The sequence below is a fragment of the Leisingera sp. ANG1 genome, assembly GCF_000203975.2.
Classification (GTDB): domain Bacteria; phylum Pseudomonadota; class Alphaproteobacteria; order Rhodobacterales; family Rhodobacteraceae; genus Leisingera.
On sequence record NZ_AFCF02000001.1, the window covers coordinates 499,377 to 515,675 of the forward strand.

A 16,299-nucleotide genomic window follows, 5' to 3' on the forward strand; every position below is an offset into this window, starting at 1 on the left:
AATCACAGCAGCGGCTCATCAGAACTTGTCAGCGCCCCTCGAATTTCGCGGGGCGCTTTTCCATGAAGGCGGTGACACCCTCCAGGAAATCCCGCGTCTTGCCGCACTGCCCCTGAAGATGCGCTTCCTCCGACAGCTGCTCTGCCAGGGTGCGGGTATAGCTGTCACGCAGGGCGGTTTTGGTTGCCGCCAGCGCCTTGGTCGGGCCTTCGGCCAGATAGGCCGCCCGCGCGCGCCAGTGGGCGTCGAATTCCGCGTCCGGCACGGCTTCCCAGATCATGCCCCAGTCGCTGGCCTGCTGCGCGCTGATGCGGTCGGCAAACAGCGCCGCACCCGTCGCCTTGGCCAGGCCGATCTGGCGCGGCAGGAACCAGGTGCCGCCGGCATCGGGGATCAGTCCGATCTTGGTGAAGGCCTGCATGAAGAACGCGCTTTCGCAGGCAATCACCACATCCGCCGCCAGCGCCAGGTTGGCCCCTGCCCCGGCTGCTGCACCGTTGACTGCGGCCACTACCGGAACCGGGCAATCATAGATCGCCTGCAGCATCGGCAGGTATTCATCCCGCAGGGTGCGCTCCAGATCCAGCGCGCCGCCGGTGCTGCCTGCATCGCTCAGGTCCTGGCCGGAGCAAAACGCATCGCCCGCGCCCGTCAGCACCACTGCTCGTGCCTCAGCTGCGGCCAGCCGCATCGCATGGGTGATTTCCGACCGCATCCGGCTGGTCAGCGCATTCTTGCGCGCCTCCCGGTTCAGCGTGATCACCGCCAGCCCGTCCTGCAGTGAAAACAGGATTTCTTTGTATTCCATCGGAGTGCCCCATCTAACAATAGCCTTGGGCCGCGCGATCTGTCCGCCTGCGCAGCCGGTTGGCAGGCATGGTGACGCAAAGCGCGCGGGCCGGAAAGACAGACCCGGCGTCAATCCTCCAGGATTTTCTTGAGCCGTTCCTGCTCTTCCGCGCTCAGGGATTGCTCTGCCGCCTTTGGCGTGCGCGCCCGGCCGCGGACATAGAAGATCCCGATCACCAGCGCTGCCAGCAGCATCAATGGACCCGCAGCCCAAAGCAGGAGGTTGGCGCCCTGCGCCGTGGGATTCAGCAGCACATACTCGCCATAGCGGTCGACGATGAAATCCATCGCCTCCCGGTCGCTGTCCCCGGCCACCAACCGCTCGCGCAGCAGGACCCGCAGGTCGCGGGCCAGGTCGGCATTGGAGTCATCAATGCTCTCATTGCGGCAGACCAGGCAGCGCAGATCTTCGGACAGCTCGCGGGCCCGGGCCTCCAGCGCCGGGTCCTCCAGCACCTCATCCGGCTCCACCGCCAGCACCGGGGCCGGAACGAAGAATGCAACAGCCACCAGCGCCGCCAGGGCAAGGATCAGGAAACGCATCTGTTTCATTCCGCTGGCACTCCCGCTGATGGTGTCTTGCGCGCGCCGGCGGCCACCCGGAACCGCCGGTCGCTGAGGCTGAGGAGCCCGCCAAGCGACATCAGGATGCAGCCTGCCCAGATCCAGTTGGCAAAGGGCTTGATATAGGTCCGCATGGTCCAGCTGCCGTCAGCCTGCTGATCCCCCAGCACCACATAGAGGTCACGGGTCACGCGGTAATCAATCGCCGCCTCGGTGGTGGGCATCTTGGCAACCGGGTAGTCGCGTTTTTCCGGGAACATGACCGCCTCGGGGCGGCCATTGCGGGTGACTTCGACGCGGCCCTTGGTGGTGAAATAGTTCGGCCCCTGCTCGCGGCTGACATCCGTCAGCTTCAGGGTGAAGGCCCCGACATCAAACGGCTCTCCCAGCTGGGCAACACGGATGTCTTCCTGCTCCCAGGCCGTGAGGCCCGCGATGGCAAAGATGGTGATACCCAGTCCGCCATGGGCCACCGCCTTGCCCCAGTCCGCCCGCGGCAGCCGCAGCATCCGGCCAAGGCGGTTCGCCTTGCCGCTGCGCAGCCAAAGGTCAGCCAGCGCGCCAAAGACCATCCAGGAACCCAGGAACAGTCCCACCGGCCCCAGCGCCGATTTGCCGGTCTGCATCGCCCAGGCCAAGACGCCCAGCGATACCGCCAGCACGAAAACATAGCGCAGCTGCCAGGCCACCCGGCCGATGCGTCCGCGCTTCCACGGCAGCATCGCCCCGATGGGCATGATCAGCCCCAGAACCACCATGAACGGGGTGAAGGCGGAATTGAAGAACGGCGGGCCGACGCTCAACTTGCGGGCAAAGACCATCTCCGCGATGATCGGCCAGACGGTGCCGAAGAACACCACAAAGCAGCTGACGGCCAGCAGGATGTTGTTGGCCACCAGTGCGGTTTCGCGGCTGACCATGCCAAACAGCCCCTTGGCCTCCATCGCCTGGGCGCGGGCGGCAAACAGCGTCAGCGCGCCGCCGGTGAAGAAGGCCAGGATGAACAGGATGAACACGCCGCGCTCCGGGTCGTTGGCAAAGGCATGTACACTGGTGATGATGCCGGAGCGCACAATGAAGGTGCCGATCAGCGAGAAGCCGAAGGCGAGGATTGCCAGCAGGATGGTCCAGCTTTTCAGGGCCTCCCGCTTCTCCACCACGATGGCAGAGTGCAGCAGAGCGGCAGCCAGCAGCCAGGGCATGAAGGAGGCGTTTTCTACCGGGTCCCAGAACCAGAAACCGCCCCAGCCCAGCTCGTAATAGGCCCACCAGGACCCCAGTGCGATGCCGATGGTCAGGAACACCCAGGCCGCCAGCGTCCACGGCCGCACCCAGCGGCCCCAGGCAGCGTCGATGCGGCCTTCGATCAGGGCGGCCACGGCAAAGGAGAACGCCATGCTGAGGCCCACATAGCCGAGGTAGAGGAATGGCGGATGGAACGCCAGCCCCGGGTCCTGCAGCAGCGGGTTCAGGTCCTGGCCGTCAAACGGCGGCACCGTCAGGCGCAGGAACGGGTTGGAGGTGAACAGGATGAAGGCAAAAAACGCCACACCAATGGCGGCTTGAACCGACAGCACCCGCGCCTTGAGTGTCGGGGGCAGCCCGCCGCCGAAGACCGAAGCCATGGCGCCGAACAGGCTGACGATCAGCACCCACAACAGCATCGAACCCTCGTGGTTGCCCCAGGTGCCGGAGATTTTATAGAGCATCGGCTTGGCCGAATGGCTGTTCAGCGTCACCAGCTTCAGCGAGAAGTCAGAGGTGATGAACCCCCACATCAGCGCGCCAAAGGCAAAGGCTGTGAACAGGAACTGCGCCTGTGCAGCCGGTTCCGCCACGGCCATCCAGCCGGGCCAGCGTTTATGGGCGCCGATCAAGGGGATAACGGCCTGCACGATGGCGATCATGAAGGCGAGAATTAGGGCGAAATGTCCGAGTTCTGTGATCATGTGCCGGTCTGTCCATGCATGGTCTTCAGGGATGGGTTTCCTATACGCCTGTCTGCCGGGAGGGCCAATGGCAAACGCCGCGCCACGCCGCCGCAGAAGGCAAATTGTGATCAGCCGCGGCTGGTTTTCCAGGCCCTCAGGGCCGGGTTGACCTCCGTTTCGGTGGCATCCAGCCGGGCGGCGGCATCGGTGCCGGTTGCCGCGACAGCCGGTGAGTCTGCCCGCAAACCTTCAAGTGCCGCGATATTGCGGGCCACCTGCGGCGCCCTTGCCATGCTGGCGGCCAGCCCCTGCTGGAATTCCTGGCTTTTCATTTGATGGCGCGCACCGAAGTAGAAGGAGACGATGACGCCCAACAGCCACCACAAGGGTTCCGGCACCAGCGCCAGCCCTTGCATTCTTGCAGCAAACCAGACCGGATCTGTCAGAGCTGCCCCCATCAGCGCAAGAGTTCCAAGCGCCAGCAAGGGCCGCGGCAGACGGTTCACACCGTCCATGAAGCGGTCGAACCGGCTCTTGCCGCCATATTGAAACTCAGCCGCCAATTGCTCCAGCGCGGCGCCCTGCATTGCGTACGCCCGTTCTGCACCGGCTTCGGCGTTTTCCCGGAAAACTTCAACAGTTTCCCGCAACACGTTGCGCTGGGTTCCGAAAATCAATCCCAGAATATCTGTGATCAGCCCCATTCTGCCGTCCTCCGCTGAAATGCTTGCCGGCTCAGGTGGTACTGGGCAGAGATGAATTCCTCCGCCCGTTTGATCCAGCCGCCCTTGGTTCCATCACGGGCGCGGGCGAATTTGCGGCTGGCGGCGCGGCGGTCAGCAAGGCGGAAATAGTAATTGCGGCGCGCTATGCCATAGGCGTCGCGCAGGGCGCCCGCGTCAACCAATGCCGCCTGCTCGGCCGCCGATGCCGTCTCCGGGCCGATGGCGCCGTCCACAACCACGCCAAATCCCATTTCATTCAACAGCCGCTGCAGGATGCGCACCGCATTGCTGCCTGCATTCACATACATGTCAAAGACAGTCGCCTGCAGGCCGGCTGGCAAGCTGGCGATGCGGGGCGCCTCGTAATAATGGCGGATGAAAATCTCCACCGCCTGCGCCCGGCTGAGCGCCTGCACATCCGCAACTCCCACCCGCCCGTCGCCGGTCAGGTCCAGCCCCAGCCGCCGCATCGTGCCGATGGTCACACCGTATTTGGTTGCGCCGCCCGGGTCAGCCGGGTCATTCACAAAGCCGCCTTCGCGCGCCACGATCTGTTCTGCAATCTCAGTCACTGTCAGCATGTCACCTCACCACTTTCCGGTTCGGGCAATACTGCCGCACAGGGCCTAAGATCTCCTGACACCACCGTACGCAGGATACGCAACACCTGCCCAAGGCGCTGCCGCGCCGCGCATTGCGCGGCGCCCGGCCCAACGCAAAACGCCCCCCGTGAGGGAGGCGTTCTTGGGGCGGGAGCGCTCTGCTTCCATGACCGGGCTTAGGTTTCGGGCTCCTGATAAACGCCTTGTTCCTTCAGCGCGTCCATGACTTCCTTGGGCATGTAGGTTTCGTCATGTTTTGCCAGAATTTCAGTGGCTTCGAACACGCCATTGACGTAGCTGCCGGTGCCGACCATGCCCTGGTTCTCCTCGAATAAATCGGGCAGCACGCCGGTATAGGCGACGGGCACCGTAGCGCCGCCGTCGGTCACGTCAAAGCGCACGGTCATGCCCTGGCCGCGCTGCAAAGAGCCTTCGGCCACCAGCCCGCCGATGCGGAACACCTCGGAGGGTTTCGGCGGTTCCTCCGCCACCTGGCTGGGCGAACGGAAATAGTTGATCCCGTCCTGCAGGGCATAGCCGATCAAGGCGGTGGCTACGATCAGGGCCACCGCGGCAATGGCGATCACCTGGATACGGCGCTGTTTCTTCAGGTTCTTCATGGTGTCCTCAATTCAAGCCCAAGCCAGCGCCGCCCCCGGATCAGGGGAACAGCGGCGCCATCATCAGGCCTTCGGTCTCTTCCTCACCTAACATCAGGTTGGCGTTCTGCAAGGCCTGGCCGCTGCTTCCTTTTGTCAGGTTATCCAGTGCTGCGATGACGATGGCGCGGCCTTCGATCCGGTCCTGCGCCACGCCGATATGGCAGAAGTTGGAGCCGCGCACGTGGTGGGTGCTTGGCGCCTCGCCAAAGGGCAGCAGTTCGATGAAGGGTTCATCGGCGTAAGCCTTGGCAAAGGTATCATGTATCGCCTTGGCGTCGCCCTTCACATAGACGGTCGCCAGGATGCCGCGGTTCACCGGCAGCAGATGCGGGGTGAACTGCACCTTCACAGGGCGGCCTGCGATCTTGCTGAACTCCTGGTCAAATTCGCCCAGGTGCCGGTGGGTGCCGCCGATGGCATAGGCGTGGTAGCCCTCGCTCAGCTCTGCATGCAGCAGGTTTTCCTTGAGCGAGCGGCCGGCGCCGGAGACGGCGCATTTCAGGTCCAGAATGATGTCGTCCAGATCAATAACGCCCGCCGCGATCAGCGGCCGCAGAGCGAACTGGCCGGTGGCCGCGTTGCACCCCGTACCCGCTACCAGCCGCGCGGACTTGATCTCCTCCCGGTAGAATTCGGTCAGGCCGTAAACCGCCTCTTCCTGCTGCTCCAGCGCGGCATGGGGGTTGCCGTACCACTTCTCATACTCCGCCGGGTCGCGCAGCCGGAAGTCTGCCGACAGGTCAACGATCTTCAGGGTCTTGGGCAGGCCTGCGATCACTTCCTGGCTGGTTTTATGCGGCAGCGCGCAGAAGCACAGGTCGATGCCGGAGAAATCGATCTCGTCGATCTTGCACAGCACCGGCAGCTCCATATGACGCAGGTGCGGGAACACTTCGGCCATGGTCATGCCGGCCTTGCGGTCGGCGGAGAGCGCCGCGATGTCGATGTTCGGGTGCTGGGCAATCAGCCGCACCAGTTCGGCGCCGGTGTAGCCGGAAGCGCCAAGGATAGCCACTTTATGGGTCATGTCAGACCTCGTCTTTCGATGTGATATGCCGGTTCCGCAGCCATCTGCGGAGAGAAATAGGGAAAACTGCGCCCGCGCACTTTGACCTGGAACAAGGTTCCAGGGCGTTTGCGGTCAGGCCGCCTGAAAGGAGATTTCCCGTCGGAGAAACTGGGTCGCGCGGTCGCTGACACGTCGGGGCTCACCGGTGGTGAAGAACCCGCCCGCACCGTTGCCGTACATGTTCGGGTGGCGGGTCAGATAGTCCGACAGGCTGTCGGCCACCAGGTTGCCTTGGCTGAAGACCTTGACGTCCGGACCCAGTGCTTCCTGAAAAGTCTTCTCCATCAGCGGGTAATGGGTGCAGCCGAGGATCGCGGCTTGCGGGTGCGGCATCTTGCGCTTCAGCGCATCGACGTGGGAGCGCACCAGCGCCTCGGCCAGGATCATGTCGCCGTCCTCGATCGCATCGACAACACCGCCGCAGGCCTGGGCCTCGACATCCACACCAATGGCGCGGAAGGCCAGTTCCCGCTGGAAGGCGCGGCTGGCGACGGTGGCGGGCGTTGCGAACAGCGCGACGTGCTTCACCTCAACCTCGCGCGGGGGGGAGTTGTCGCCCCACTGCCGTTCGGTCAGCGCCTCAATCAGCGGCACAAAGACGCCCAGCACCCGCTTGCCCTGGGGCAGGCCGCCCTCCTGCATCCGGCGCAGCGCGGCGGCAGAGGCGGTGTTGCAGGCGAGGATCACCAGATCGCAGCCTTTGTCCCACATGTCATGAACGGCGGCTTTGGTCAGCTGATAGACATCCTCGGCATCGCGCACGCCATAAGGCGCGCGGGCGTTGTCGCCGTAATAGAGGAAATCCACATCCGGCAGGCGCTTTTGCGCCGCGTCCAGGACGGTCAGCCCGCCCAGGCCTGAATCAAAGATGCCTACAGCCATGTCGCCTTCTCACGCGCGGTGTTTCTCTTCGAACTCAAACCCGTACGCATAGGATTTGAGAGGTTCTGGAGAAAGCTCATACGTCGCTTTGCGCAAGAAATCCATAAGGGCTTTTGTATCACCTGCCAAAGGCGCCAGAACGTCGCGGCCTATTGGTTCACCGATTACCACACGGACAGGTGTGCCGACCCGCTTGCGGAACTCCTGGATCAAAAGCCCCATGCGCAGGGTTGCGTGCAGATGGCTGGCGATCTGGAACAGGCGGGAGGTGTGGCCGTCAAAGTAAACGGGCACCACAACAGCATCTGATTTGGCGATCATCCGGGCCGTGAAACCGCGCCAGCCCGGGTCCATCGGATGGCCCATGGGGCGCGCTGCTGTGGACACGGTGCCGCCCGGGAAGATGCCGATAGCGCCGCCCTGCCCCAGATAGCTGAGCGCCACCTTGCGGGTTTGCAGGTTGGTTTGCATGGCCTCACGGGTCTCAGCAAAATCCACTGGCAGGATCACCTTGTTCAGATCCTCGGCCTTGCGGAACACATGGTTCGCCAGGATGCGAAAATCGCCGCGGGTCTCTGCCAGGATATGCCCCATCATCAGCCCGTCGAGGATGCCGTAGGGATGGTTTGCGATCAGGATCACCGGCTTGTCCTGCGGGATGTTCGCCAGCGCGCCGCCAGCGATATCCAGCGTCAGGCCGTAGCGTTCGGCCATGACGGTCCAGAAACTGCGCCCGGCGGCGACCTCCTGCTCATAGCCGGCAGCACGGCGGATAAGGTTCAGCCGGCCTGTGGAGTTCTCCATCAGCCGGATCACCGCGCGGCCCGCGCGGGTGGAAGCCGAATGGGCATAGGAAATGTCACGGGCGATATGGCGCTGCGCCTGCATCTGGGCGGATCTCCGTCTGGTGATACCGGCCAGATAAGGCCGGCAGCGCTCTATGCAACAGGTCTGTGACAGGGATGTGACGCTTTGCAGCAAACCGCTGGCCGGGGCTGATACCGGGTCAGGCTGCGGCTTCCCGGTTGCTGCCCATCAGAGGCAGGCCCTCCAACCCGGCGCCGCGCCACAGGACATAGGTGAGGATCGGCTCTGCGCCCGTGTTCATCGCATGCGGTTGCCAGCCGCTGTGCAGGCGTGTATCGCCAGCGCCCAGCCAGCTCTCGTTCTCTTCTGTCAGGAACTGCGCCCCGCCGCCCAGCACCACATACAGTTCTTCCGCCTCGTGGCTGTGCCAGTCGTATTTCAGCCCGGCGCCCCAATAGGCGATATAGCCGCGCAGCTGGGTGCTGCGGAAATGGCCGGTTGGGCCGAACAGCTCGAAATAGCCGTAGTTCTGCAGGAAATGCGCGCCGACTTCTTCCTCGGTGTAGGTCTGTGTCCAATGCGCTTGGGAGGCCGAGGTGCGCAGAGCATTGATCAGCGGCTGGGTCGCGGCAGTGCAAGGCTGCTCGAACCCGGCCACCTGATCCAGCGCGGGCATTGCTGCGGGCGCAAGCGCGGCCGGCTGCAAATCACCGGGCCAGGGCGCAAATTCGCGCAGAGCAGGCAGTCGGCTGTGCAGTTCGCGGGCGGCCTGCAGGGCCTGAGAGAGGGACATCGGGCGGCTCCTTTCCGGTGCAGCAGAAACATGCAATCCGGGCCGAGCTTAGCGGCGGCGCGTCAAGCCGCGCGCTGCATTTGCAGGAAAATTGGCCAAAAGCGACCGCCGCAGCAAAAATTTTCAAGCGGACCGGTCCCAAAAGGCGGAACGGCAAACGCCGCGCGTCAGCGCGGCGCCGGGCCCAACTGTCTTGGGCCTTTCTTCGAAAGGATCAAGGCGGGCGGGTGTGCCCCGCCCTGCCCCGGTATTATTCCGCCGCCTGTTTCAGCGGCACGCCGCCCTGGCGCAGCGCGGCCAGCAGCTCCTCGCGGCGCTTGGCAGCCATCTGCTCGTTCGCCATCTTCACCGGGCCGAAACCACGGATCTGCAGCGGCAGTTCGGCCAGCGCCATGAGCGGCTCCATGATTTCAGGCGCAGCCTTGGGCAGCCATTCCTTCATGTCAGCCTCATACTGCTTGATCAGCGCCCGCTCCATCTTGCGTTCCTCTGTGTAGCCGAAGACGTCCAGCGGTGTGCCGCGCAAGCCCTTCAGTTTGGTCAGCAAGCGGAACCCGCGTTCCATGCCGGCGCCGAACTTACGCTTCTTCGGACGGCCGTTGGGATCGGTGCCGCCCAGCATCGGCGGTGCCAGGTGGTAGGAGAGCTTGATGTCGCCCTCAAACGCCTCTTCCGCCTTGGCACGGCTGTCGAGCAGCAGGCGGGCCACCTCGTATTCGTCCTTGTAGGACAAGAGCTTGTGATAGCCTTTTGCCACCGCTTCTTTCAGCTCGGGATCGCTGATGCCGTCCAGCAACTTGCCATAGCGCTTGGCCAGACCCTTGCCCTGGTAGGCCACCAGGTGATCGGCGCGGAAGGCGATTTTTTCGTTCAGCGTCTTGGGCTTGTCGACGACTTTCGGCTCGATCAGCTTGGCAGCTTCTTCCGGGTGCAGCACTGCCCAGCGGCCGATGTCGAAGGCGCGCTTGTTGCGGTCCACCGCGGCGCCGTTCATCTCGATCGCCTGCGAGATGGCTTCAAAGCTGACCGGGATCAGCCCCTTCTGCCAGGCGCCGCCGAACACCATCATGTTCGAGAATATCGAGTCGCCCATGGTCACGCGGGCCAGCTCGGACGCATCAAACAGGTCCAGCTGGTCGCGCAAGCGCGCTTGCAGGGCCAGTTCCAGACGGTCGGAGGGCACCTTGAACTCAGTGTTCTTGGTGAACTCGCCGGTGATGATCTCATGGCTGTTCACAACCGCGCCGGTCTTGCCGGTGGTGGTCAGGCCCAGTGTCTTGGCGCCGGCACTCACCACCAGGTCGCCGCCGATCAGCGCGTGCGCCTCGCCAGTGGCCACACGGATGGCGGAGATGTCCTCGGGGTTGTTGGCAATCCGGCAGTGGATATGCACCGCGCCGCCCTTCTGGGCGAGGCCGGCCATTTCCATCAGGCCCGCGCCCTTGCCGTCGATCTGCGCCGCCTGCGCCAGAACCGCGCCGATGGTCACCACGCCGGTGCCGCCGACGCCGGTGATCACAACGTTATGAGTGCCGTCGATGGTCGGCAGAACCGGCTGCGGCAGATCAGGCAGGTCGAGGCCTGCGGTCGCTTCCTTGCGGATCTTGGCGCATTCGACGGTCACGAAGGACGGGCAGAAGCCGTTGAGGCAGGAGAAGTCCTTGTTGCAGGACGACTGGTCGATGGCGCGCTTGCGGCCCAGTTCGGTGTCCTTGGGCACGATGGAGACGCAGTTCGACTGCACGCCGCAATCACCGCAGCCTTCGCAGACATCACTGTTGATGAACACCCGCTGGTCCGGGTCCGGGAACTGGCCCCGCTTGCGGCGGCGGCGTTTCTCGGCGGCGCAGGTCTGGATGTAGATGATGGCGGAGACGCCCTCGACCTGTTCGAACTCGCGCTGGATCTTCATCATCTCGGCGCGTTCATGCATCCGCATGCCGGCCGGGAACAGCGCAGCGTCCACGTCCTCTTTCTCGTCATATACCACGGCTATGGTCTTGACGCCCATCGCCTTCAGCTCGTGCGCGATCTGCTGGGCAGTGAGGCCGCCCTCGGCCTGCTGGCCGCCGGTCATCGCCACCGCGTCATTGTATAGGATCTTGTAGGTGATGTTGGTGCCTTCGGCGAGCGCCGCACGGATCGCCTGCACGCCGGAGTGGTTGTAGGTGCCGTCGCCCAAGTTCTGGAACACATGCTTACGGGTGGAGAACGGCGCCTCGCCGACCCAGTTGACGCCTTCGCCGCCCATATGGGTGAAACCGGTGGTTTCGCGGTCCATCCACTGCACCATGAAGTGGCAGCCGATGCCGGCATAGGCGCGGGAGCCGTCGGGCAGCTTGGTTGAGCTGTTATGCGGGCAGCCGGAGCAGAAATAGGGCAGACGGGTGGCGATTTCCTCGGCGTTGTCGGCGCGGCGCGCCTCTGCCAGCGCTTCCATCCCGGCCTTGATTGCCTCGGTCTCGCGGCCTTCCTCGATCAGGATGCCGCCCAGTTTCTCGGCGATCATGATCGGGTCGAGGGCGTATTTGGTCGGGAACAGCTCCTCGCGGTGCATGCCGCCGGCGCCGCCTTTATACCAGCCGTAAACCCGGCGGCCGCGGCGGTTGTCAAAGATCGCTTCCTTGATCTGGATTTCGATCAGCTTGCGCTTTTCTTCGACCACGACAATCAGGTCCAGCCCCTCGGCCCAGTCGTTGAAGCCCTTCATATCCATCGGCCAGGTCTGGCCCACCTTGTAGGTGGTGATGCCCAGCCGTTCCGCCATGTTCTCGTCGATGTTCAAGAGCTTCAGCGCATGCACCAGGTCGAGCCAGTTCTTGCCCGCGGCGACAAAGCCGATCTTGGCGCCGGGTTTGCCCCACATGCGCTTGTCCATCTTGTTGGCATGGCTGAATGCCTCTGCCGCAAAACGCTTGTAATCGATGATGCGGTTTTCCTGGCGGAAACGGTCGTCATCCAGGCGGATGTTGAGGCCGTCGGCCGGCATGTCAAATTCCGGGGTGACGATTTCCATCCGTTCCGGGCGGGCATCGACAACCGAGGTGACCTCAATGGTATCCTTCATGGTCTTTAGGCCGGTCCAGAGGCCGGAAAAACGGCTGAGCGCATAGCCGTAGATACCGTAATCCAGGATTTCCTGCACGCCGGCCGGGCTGACGATCGGCAGGTAGCAGTCCAAGAGCGACCATTCCGACTGGTGCAGCACGGTGGAGCTTTCGCCGGTGTGGTCGTCGCCCATCGCCAGCAGAACGCCGCCGTATTTGGAGGAGCCGGCCATATTGGCGTGCCGGATCGCGTCGCCGGAGCGGTCAACGCCCGGACCCTTGCCGTACCAGAGGCCGAAGACGCCGTCATATTTGCCTTCGCCGCGCACCTCTGCCTGCTGCGCGCCCCAGAGCGCGGTGACAGCCAGGTCCTCGTTCAGACCGAACTGAAAGGTGACATCCGCCTCTTTCAGCTGCTTTTCGGCGCGGGACATCTGCAGGTCAACGGCCCCCAGGGGCGAACCGCGGTAACCGGTGACAAGCCCGGCGGTGTTGAGACCTGCAGCCTTGTCGCGGTGCTTCTGCATCAGCATCAGGCGAACCAGCGCCTGGGTGCCGTTCAGCAGTACCGGGGATTTGGTCAGATCGTATTTGTCGTTCAGCGTGATTTTCGGCGTGCTCATCGTGGCCTCCTCAACCGGGATTAGCTTGCACTTTCTGCCGGGAAGAATAGGTCATAAATGCTGACCTGAATAGCCGCATTTTTTTCGTTTTTGCTCGCTTGCGCTGGGGAAACTGATACATAACTAAGATTTCATACAGTCGGCCCCGAACGGACAGAAAGTAACACATATGGATTGGGACAAGCTCAGAATATTTCACGCAGTGGCCGATGCGGGCAGCCTGACCCATGCGGGCGACAAGCTGAATCTGTCGCAATCGGCGGTCAGCCGCCAGATCCGGGCGCTGGAGGAGAGCCTCAATGCGACGCTTTTCCACCGTCATGCGCGCGGACTGATTCTCACCGAGCAGGGCGAGCTGCTGTTTGACGCCACACAATCCATGTCCGCGCGGCTGGAGGCGGCCTCTGCCCGCATCCGCGACAGTGAAGAGGAAGTGTTCGGGGAACTCAGGGTCACCACCACTGTGGGGTTCGGAACCCTGTGGCTGGCGCCGCGGCTGACAAAGCTCTATGAACAGTATCCCAATCTCAAGATTGACTTGATGCTGGAGGAACGGGTGCTGGACCTGCCGATGCGCGAAGCAGACGTGGCGATCCGCATGAAGGAGCCGAGCCAGGCCGATCTGGTGCGCAAGCGTCTGATGACGGTTCGGATGGGGCTTTATGCCACTCCATCCTACCTGGAGAAGCACGGCGAGTTGGAAACTTCTGCAGATATTTCCAATCACCGGCTGATCTGCCAGAACCAGCACTCTGCCCAGGTTGGGTCTGCAGCTGTTCTCAGCAAGAAGCTGATGGCGATGGACCCTGGCTCGCTGCTGACTGTGAATAACTATTTTGGCGTTATGCAAGGGGTTCTGCACAATCTTGGGATCGGCATTCTGCCTGATTATGTGACGGAAGAATTCCCGCATCTGGTCGAGGTGCTGCCGGAAGAGACCCAGAACGAGGTTCCGGTTTACCTCGCCTATCCGGAGGAACTGCGTCATTCCCAGCGTGTCGGCGCCTTCCGCGATTTCGTGCAAAGTGAAATCATGGCCCACCGCAAACATATGAAAGAACTGGGCAAGCTCTGAAGTCCGCAGCCGCCGTGCCAGCCGGAAAATTCCGCCGTTCAGCGGCGGGTTATTTATTCTGCAGGGCAAAACGCCGCCAACCGCTGCGCCAGCCATGCAAAAACCGCATAGCAGCATTGACGCTGATTTGGCGTTAATCCCCTTGAAGGGTAGGCGTCATCACCCTAAATGAAACTCATGAAGGCGGCGGCTTCGCCCCCCTTCATACCTCCCTGTTGGACTTCGGCCGAGCTTAGTGCTCGGCCTTTTTTTTGGCCTAACGTCACCCCGCAGCCAGCTGCCGTGGATTAACATCCTGCAACAAAAACCCTTTTTTCTTTGACCTGAATACAACTCATCGGTTCAACTGAGCCAGAGGTTACCCGCACCCGGCCCGATTTTCTGGCACAGGAGGTTCCGATGATGTTCTATTTTCAGCACTTCGCCCGCATTTTGAGCGTTTTTTTGACAGTTCTGGTTCTTGGAACAGTCCTGCAAGCGCCAGCCATTGCTCAGACCAGCGAGGCGCCTGCCCTGCCCGATCCGCTGACGGAGGACGCCGTACATGAGATGGTCGCCCGGATGTCCGACGATCAGGTGCGGGCGCTGCTGCTTGAAAGGCTGGATGCCGTGGCGGCCCGGCAGCAGGCCGAAGCCCAGCCCCCGACCCTGACCGGGCGGGTGGTGCAGCTGTGGACAGCCTTTACGCTGCCGGTCACGGATGCGGTGCGGAAACTGCCGGTCCTGCCGGAGGGCCAGTCGCGCGCAATTGGCAATTTTGTGCAAAAGCACGGCGGCCTGGGCGGCGTGCTGAAGATGCTGGGGCTGATTGCCCTGACACTCGCCATCGGCCTGGCCGCGGAATTTGCGGTTCGCAAGCTGATCGCGCGCTGGCGCAACCTTGAAGCCGTCAGCGGCGATGCGGACACATTGGCTGGCGCGCTGAGCTTTCTGGGCCGGCGGTTCCTGCGTGAAATGATCGGCCTGGTGGTGTTCTATATCGTGATCCGCACGGTGGGCCGGGCGCTGCTCGATGCGCAGATGCTGCAGTTTGCGGCACCGATGGTCACCTATCTGATCTGGATGCCGCGCGTTGGGGCGGCCGTGTCCCGTTTCATCATGGCTCCGGAACGGCCGGACCGGCGGCTGGTCAACGCCAGCGACCGCTGGGCCGATTTCCTGTACCTGCACACCATTGGCCTGGTTTTTCTGGCCGGTCTTACGATCTTTTCCGTTGGGTTCAACACGGCCAACGGGGTTCCGCCTGAATCGATCCGCCTGGCCTATTGGCTGGATACCCTGGTCTATGTCTACATCATCTGGATTGCCTGGACCGCGCGCGAAGGGCTGACCGACATGATGCGCGGCACTGACCCGGACCGTACCCGCTATGACGAGGTGGCGGCGCACTACTATCCCTATTTCGCGATGGCGGTGGCGGCGCTGACCTGGGTCGCCGTCGGCACCTTGGTTGGGCTTGGCAAAGTGGCGCAGCTGATCCACGGCGCCCATTACGTCACCATGTTCTGGCTGCTGGCCGCGCCGGCGCTGGACACCGCCATCCGCGGGCTGGTCAAGCATCTGGTGCCGCCGATGTCCGGCGAGGGCCATCTGGCCGAAGCCGCCTATATCTCCACCAAGCGCAGCTATATCCGCATCGGCCGGGTTCTGGTCGCGGGTGTGGTGCTGATGATCATCTCCAATGCCTGGGATGTGGACCTGATGGCCATTGCCTCTGGTGCGGAAGGCATCGCCGGCAACATCATCGGCTGCCTGATGACCATCGCGGTGGGCTATGTGGTCTATGAGGGCGTGTCGCTGTGGATCAACCGTCGGCTCGCCAAGGAGCAGACCTCCGGCGAGGAGGCCGAGGTCGGCGGCGAAGGCGGCGGCGCGGGCGGCTCGCGGCTGGCGACGGTGCTGCCGCTGTTGCTGGTCACCGCGCAGATCGCCATTACGGTGATCTTTGGCCTGCTTGCGGTTGGGGCGCTGGGCATCGACATCACGCCGCTGCTGGCCGGCGCCGGGATTCTGGGCCTCGCCATCGGCTTTGGCGCGCAGAAGCTGGTGTCGGACGTGGTGTCCGGCATCTTCTTCCTGGTCGACGATGCCTTCCGGGTTGGTGAATATGTCGAGGTCGAAGGCACCCGCGGCACGGTCGAGAAAATCTCCATCCGCTCCATGCAGCTGCGCCATCACCGTGGTCCGATCAACACCATCCCTTATGGCGAGATCCCCAAGCTGACCAACTACAGCCGTGACTGGGTGATCATGAAGCTGCGCTTCACGGTGCCGTTTGATACCGATCCCAACAAGGTCAAGAAGATCTTCAAGAAGATCGGTGCCTCGATGCTGGAGGATGAACTGTATAAGGACGACTTCCTGCAGCCGTTCAAAAGCCAGGGTGTGTTTGATTTCGACGACGTCGGCATGATCATGCGCGGCAAGTTCATGGCCAAGCCGGGCACCCAGTTCACCATCCGCAAGGAGATCTACAACCGGGTCAAGGCAGCCTTTGCTGAAAACGGCATCGACTTTGCCCGCCGCGAAGTCCGGGTCGCGATCCCGGGGCTGGAGGATACGGATCAGTTGAACGACTCCGAAAAGGCCGCTGTGGCTGCTGCCGCGGGCAGTGCAGTGCAGCAACAGGCGGCTGAGGGGGAAGCTGGTGCTGCCGGGCAGAAAAAGTAA

The 16,299-nt window shown here is 63.0% G+C and carries 13 protein-coding genes; 2 read left to right on the forward strand and 11 right to left on the reverse strand.

What is annotated here, in order from left to right; genetic code table 11:
* Positions 1 to 28: 28 nt before the first annotated feature.
* The 11 genes from GC1_RS02430 to GC1_RS02480 form a co-directional block, all read right to left on the reverse strand.
* The gene (locus GC1_RS02430; protein ID WP_019297771.1) at positions 29 to 808 is read right to left on the reverse strand and encodes an enoyl-CoA hydratase-related protein; all 780 of its coding nucleotides are present in this window, start codon (positions 806 to 808) and stop codon (positions 29 to 31) included.
* A 110-nt stretch (positions 809 to 918) separates the two neighbouring features.
* A complete protein-coding gene (locus tag GC1_RS02435) occupies positions 919 to 1,392 on the reverse strand; it encodes a cytochrome c-type biogenesis protein (protein WP_029204980.1) in 474 nt (157 codons plus the stop codon).
* A gap of 5 nt (positions 1,393 to 1,397) precedes the next feature.
* Positions 1,398 to 3,362, reverse strand: a complete 1,965-nt coding sequence (locus GC1_RS02440; RefSeq protein WP_019297769.1) for a heme lyase CcmF/NrfE family subunit — start codon at positions 3,360 to 3,362, stop codon at positions 1,398 to 1,400.
* Between the two features lie 110 nt (positions 3,363 to 3,472).
* Positions 3,473 to 4,048 (reverse strand): holin family protein, encoded by a 576-nt coding sequence (locus GC1_RS02445; RefSeq protein WP_019297768.1) that lies wholly within the window; start codon positions 4,046 to 4,048, stop codon positions 3,473 to 3,475.
* The gene (locus GC1_RS02450; RefSeq protein ID WP_019297767.1) at positions 4,039 to 4,650 is read right to left on the reverse strand and encodes a holin-associated N-acetylmuramidase; all 612 of its coding nucleotides are present in this window, start codon (positions 4,648 to 4,650) and stop codon (positions 4,039 to 4,041) included. The genes GC1_RS02445 and GC1_RS02450 overlap by 10 nt, the downstream gene beginning before the upstream one ends.
* Positions 4,651 to 4,847: 197 nt before the next feature.
* Positions 4,848 to 5,291 (reverse strand): cytochrome c maturation protein CcmE, encoded by a 444-nt coding sequence (ccmE, locus tag GC1_RS02455; RefSeq protein ID WP_019297766.1) that lies wholly within the window; start codon positions 5,289 to 5,291, stop codon positions 4,848 to 4,850.
* Between the two features lie 40 nt (positions 5,292 to 5,331).
* Positions 5,332 to 6,360 (reverse strand): N-acetyl-gamma-glutamyl-phosphate reductase, encoded by a 1,029-nt coding sequence (gene argC / locus GC1_RS02460; protein ID WP_019297765.1) that lies wholly within the window; start codon positions 6,358 to 6,360, stop codon positions 5,332 to 5,334.
* 114 nt (positions 6,361 to 6,474) lie between these two features.
* Positions 6,475 to 7,284 carry a glutamate racemase gene (locus tag GC1_RS02465; protein WP_019297764.1) on the reverse strand — a complete coding sequence of 270 codons (810 nt, stop codon included), beginning with the start codon at positions 7,282 to 7,284 and terminating at the stop codon, positions 6,475 to 6,477.
* A gap of 9 nt (positions 7,285 to 7,293) precedes the next feature.
* Positions 7,294 to 8,172, reverse strand: a complete 879-nt coding sequence (locus tag GC1_RS02470) for a lysophospholipid acyltransferase family protein (protein WP_019297763.1) — start codon at positions 8,170 to 8,172, stop codon at positions 7,294 to 7,296.
* A gap of 118 nt (positions 8,173 to 8,290) precedes the next feature.
* Complete coding sequence (locus GC1_RS02475) at positions 8,291 to 8,884, reverse strand: dimethylsulfonioproprionate lyase family protein (RefSeq protein WP_019297762.1); 594 nt, start codon at positions 8,882 to 8,884, stop codon at positions 8,291 to 8,293.
* Positions 8,885 to 9,134: 250 nt separating this feature from the next.
* Entirely contained in the window at positions 9,135 to 12,554 is a 3,420-nt protein-coding gene (locus GC1_RS02480; RefSeq protein ID WP_019297761.1) for an indolepyruvate ferredoxin oxidoreductase family protein, read from the reverse strand.
* A 169-nt stretch (positions 12,555 to 12,723) separates the two neighbouring features.
* On the opposite strand from GC1_RS02480, the gene GC1_RS02485 reads away from it, so the two are divergent.
* Both GC1_RS02485 and GC1_RS02490 read left to right on the forward strand, forming a co-directional pair.
* Positions 12,724 to 13,629 (forward strand): LysR family transcriptional regulator, encoded by a 906-nt coding sequence (locus GC1_RS02485; protein WP_019297760.1) that lies wholly within the window; start codon positions 12,724 to 12,726, stop codon positions 13,627 to 13,629.
* A gap of 399 nt (positions 13,630 to 14,028) precedes the next feature.
* The gene (locus GC1_RS02490; protein WP_019297759.1) at positions 14,029 to 16,299 is read left to right on the forward strand and encodes a mechanosensitive ion channel family protein; all 2,271 of its coding nucleotides are present in this window, start codon (positions 14,029 to 14,031) and stop codon (positions 16,297 to 16,299) included.

What these genes read in the sequence shown, in the direction of transcription:
- GC1_RS02470 (WP_019297763.1), bottom strand. Translation starts at nt 8,172, where the DNA reads ATGCAGGCGCAGCGCCATATCGCCCGTGACATTTCCTATGCCCATTCG.
- GC1_RS02440 (WP_019297769.1), bottom strand. Translation starts at nt 3,362, where the DNA reads ATGATCACAGAACTCGGACATTTCGCCCTAATTCTCGCCTTCATGATC.
- GC1_RS02450 (WP_019297767.1), bottom strand. Translation starts at nt 4,650, where the DNA reads ATGCTGACAGTGACTGAGATTGCAGAACAGATCGTGGCGCGCGAAGGC.
- argC (WP_019297765.1), bottom strand. Translation starts at nt 6,360, where the DNA reads ATGACCCATAAAGTGGCTATCCTTGGCGCTTCCGGCTACACCGGCGCC.
- GC1_RS02430 (WP_019297771.1), bottom strand. Translation starts at nt 808, where the DNA reads ATGGAATACAAAGAAATCCTGTTTTCACTGCAGGACGGGCTGGCGGTG.
- GC1_RS02480 (WP_019297761.1), bottom strand. Translation starts at nt 12,554, where the DNA reads ATGAGCACGCCGAAAATCACGCTGAACGACAAATACGATCTGACCAAA.
- GC1_RS02445 (WP_019297768.1), bottom strand. Translation starts at nt 4,048, where the DNA reads ATGGGGCTGATCACAGATATTCTGGGATTGATTTTCGGAACCCAGCGC.
- GC1_RS02465 (WP_019297764.1), bottom strand. Translation starts at nt 7,284, where the DNA reads ATGGCTGTAGGCATCTTTGATTCAGGCCTGGGCGGGCTGACCGTCCTG.
- GC1_RS02485 (WP_019297760.1), top strand. Translation starts at nt 12,724, where the DNA reads ATGGATTGGGACAAGCTCAGAATATTTCACGCAGTGGCCGATGCGGGC.
- ccmE (WP_019297766.1), bottom strand. Translation starts at nt 5,291, where the DNA reads ATGAAGAACCTGAAGAAACAGCGCCGTATCCAGGTGATCGCCATTGCC.
- GC1_RS02490 (WP_019297759.1), top strand. Translation starts at nt 14,029, where the DNA reads ATGATGTTCTATTTTCAGCACTTCGCCCGCATTTTGAGCGTTTTTTTG.
- GC1_RS02475 (WP_019297762.1), bottom strand. Translation starts at nt 8,884, where the DNA reads ATGTCCCTCTCTCAGGCCCTGCAGGCCGCCCGCGAACTGCACAGCCGA.
- GC1_RS02435 (WP_029204980.1), bottom strand. Translation starts at nt 1,392, where the DNA reads ATGCGTTTCCTGATCCTTGCCCTGGCGGCGCTGGTGGCTGTTGCATTC.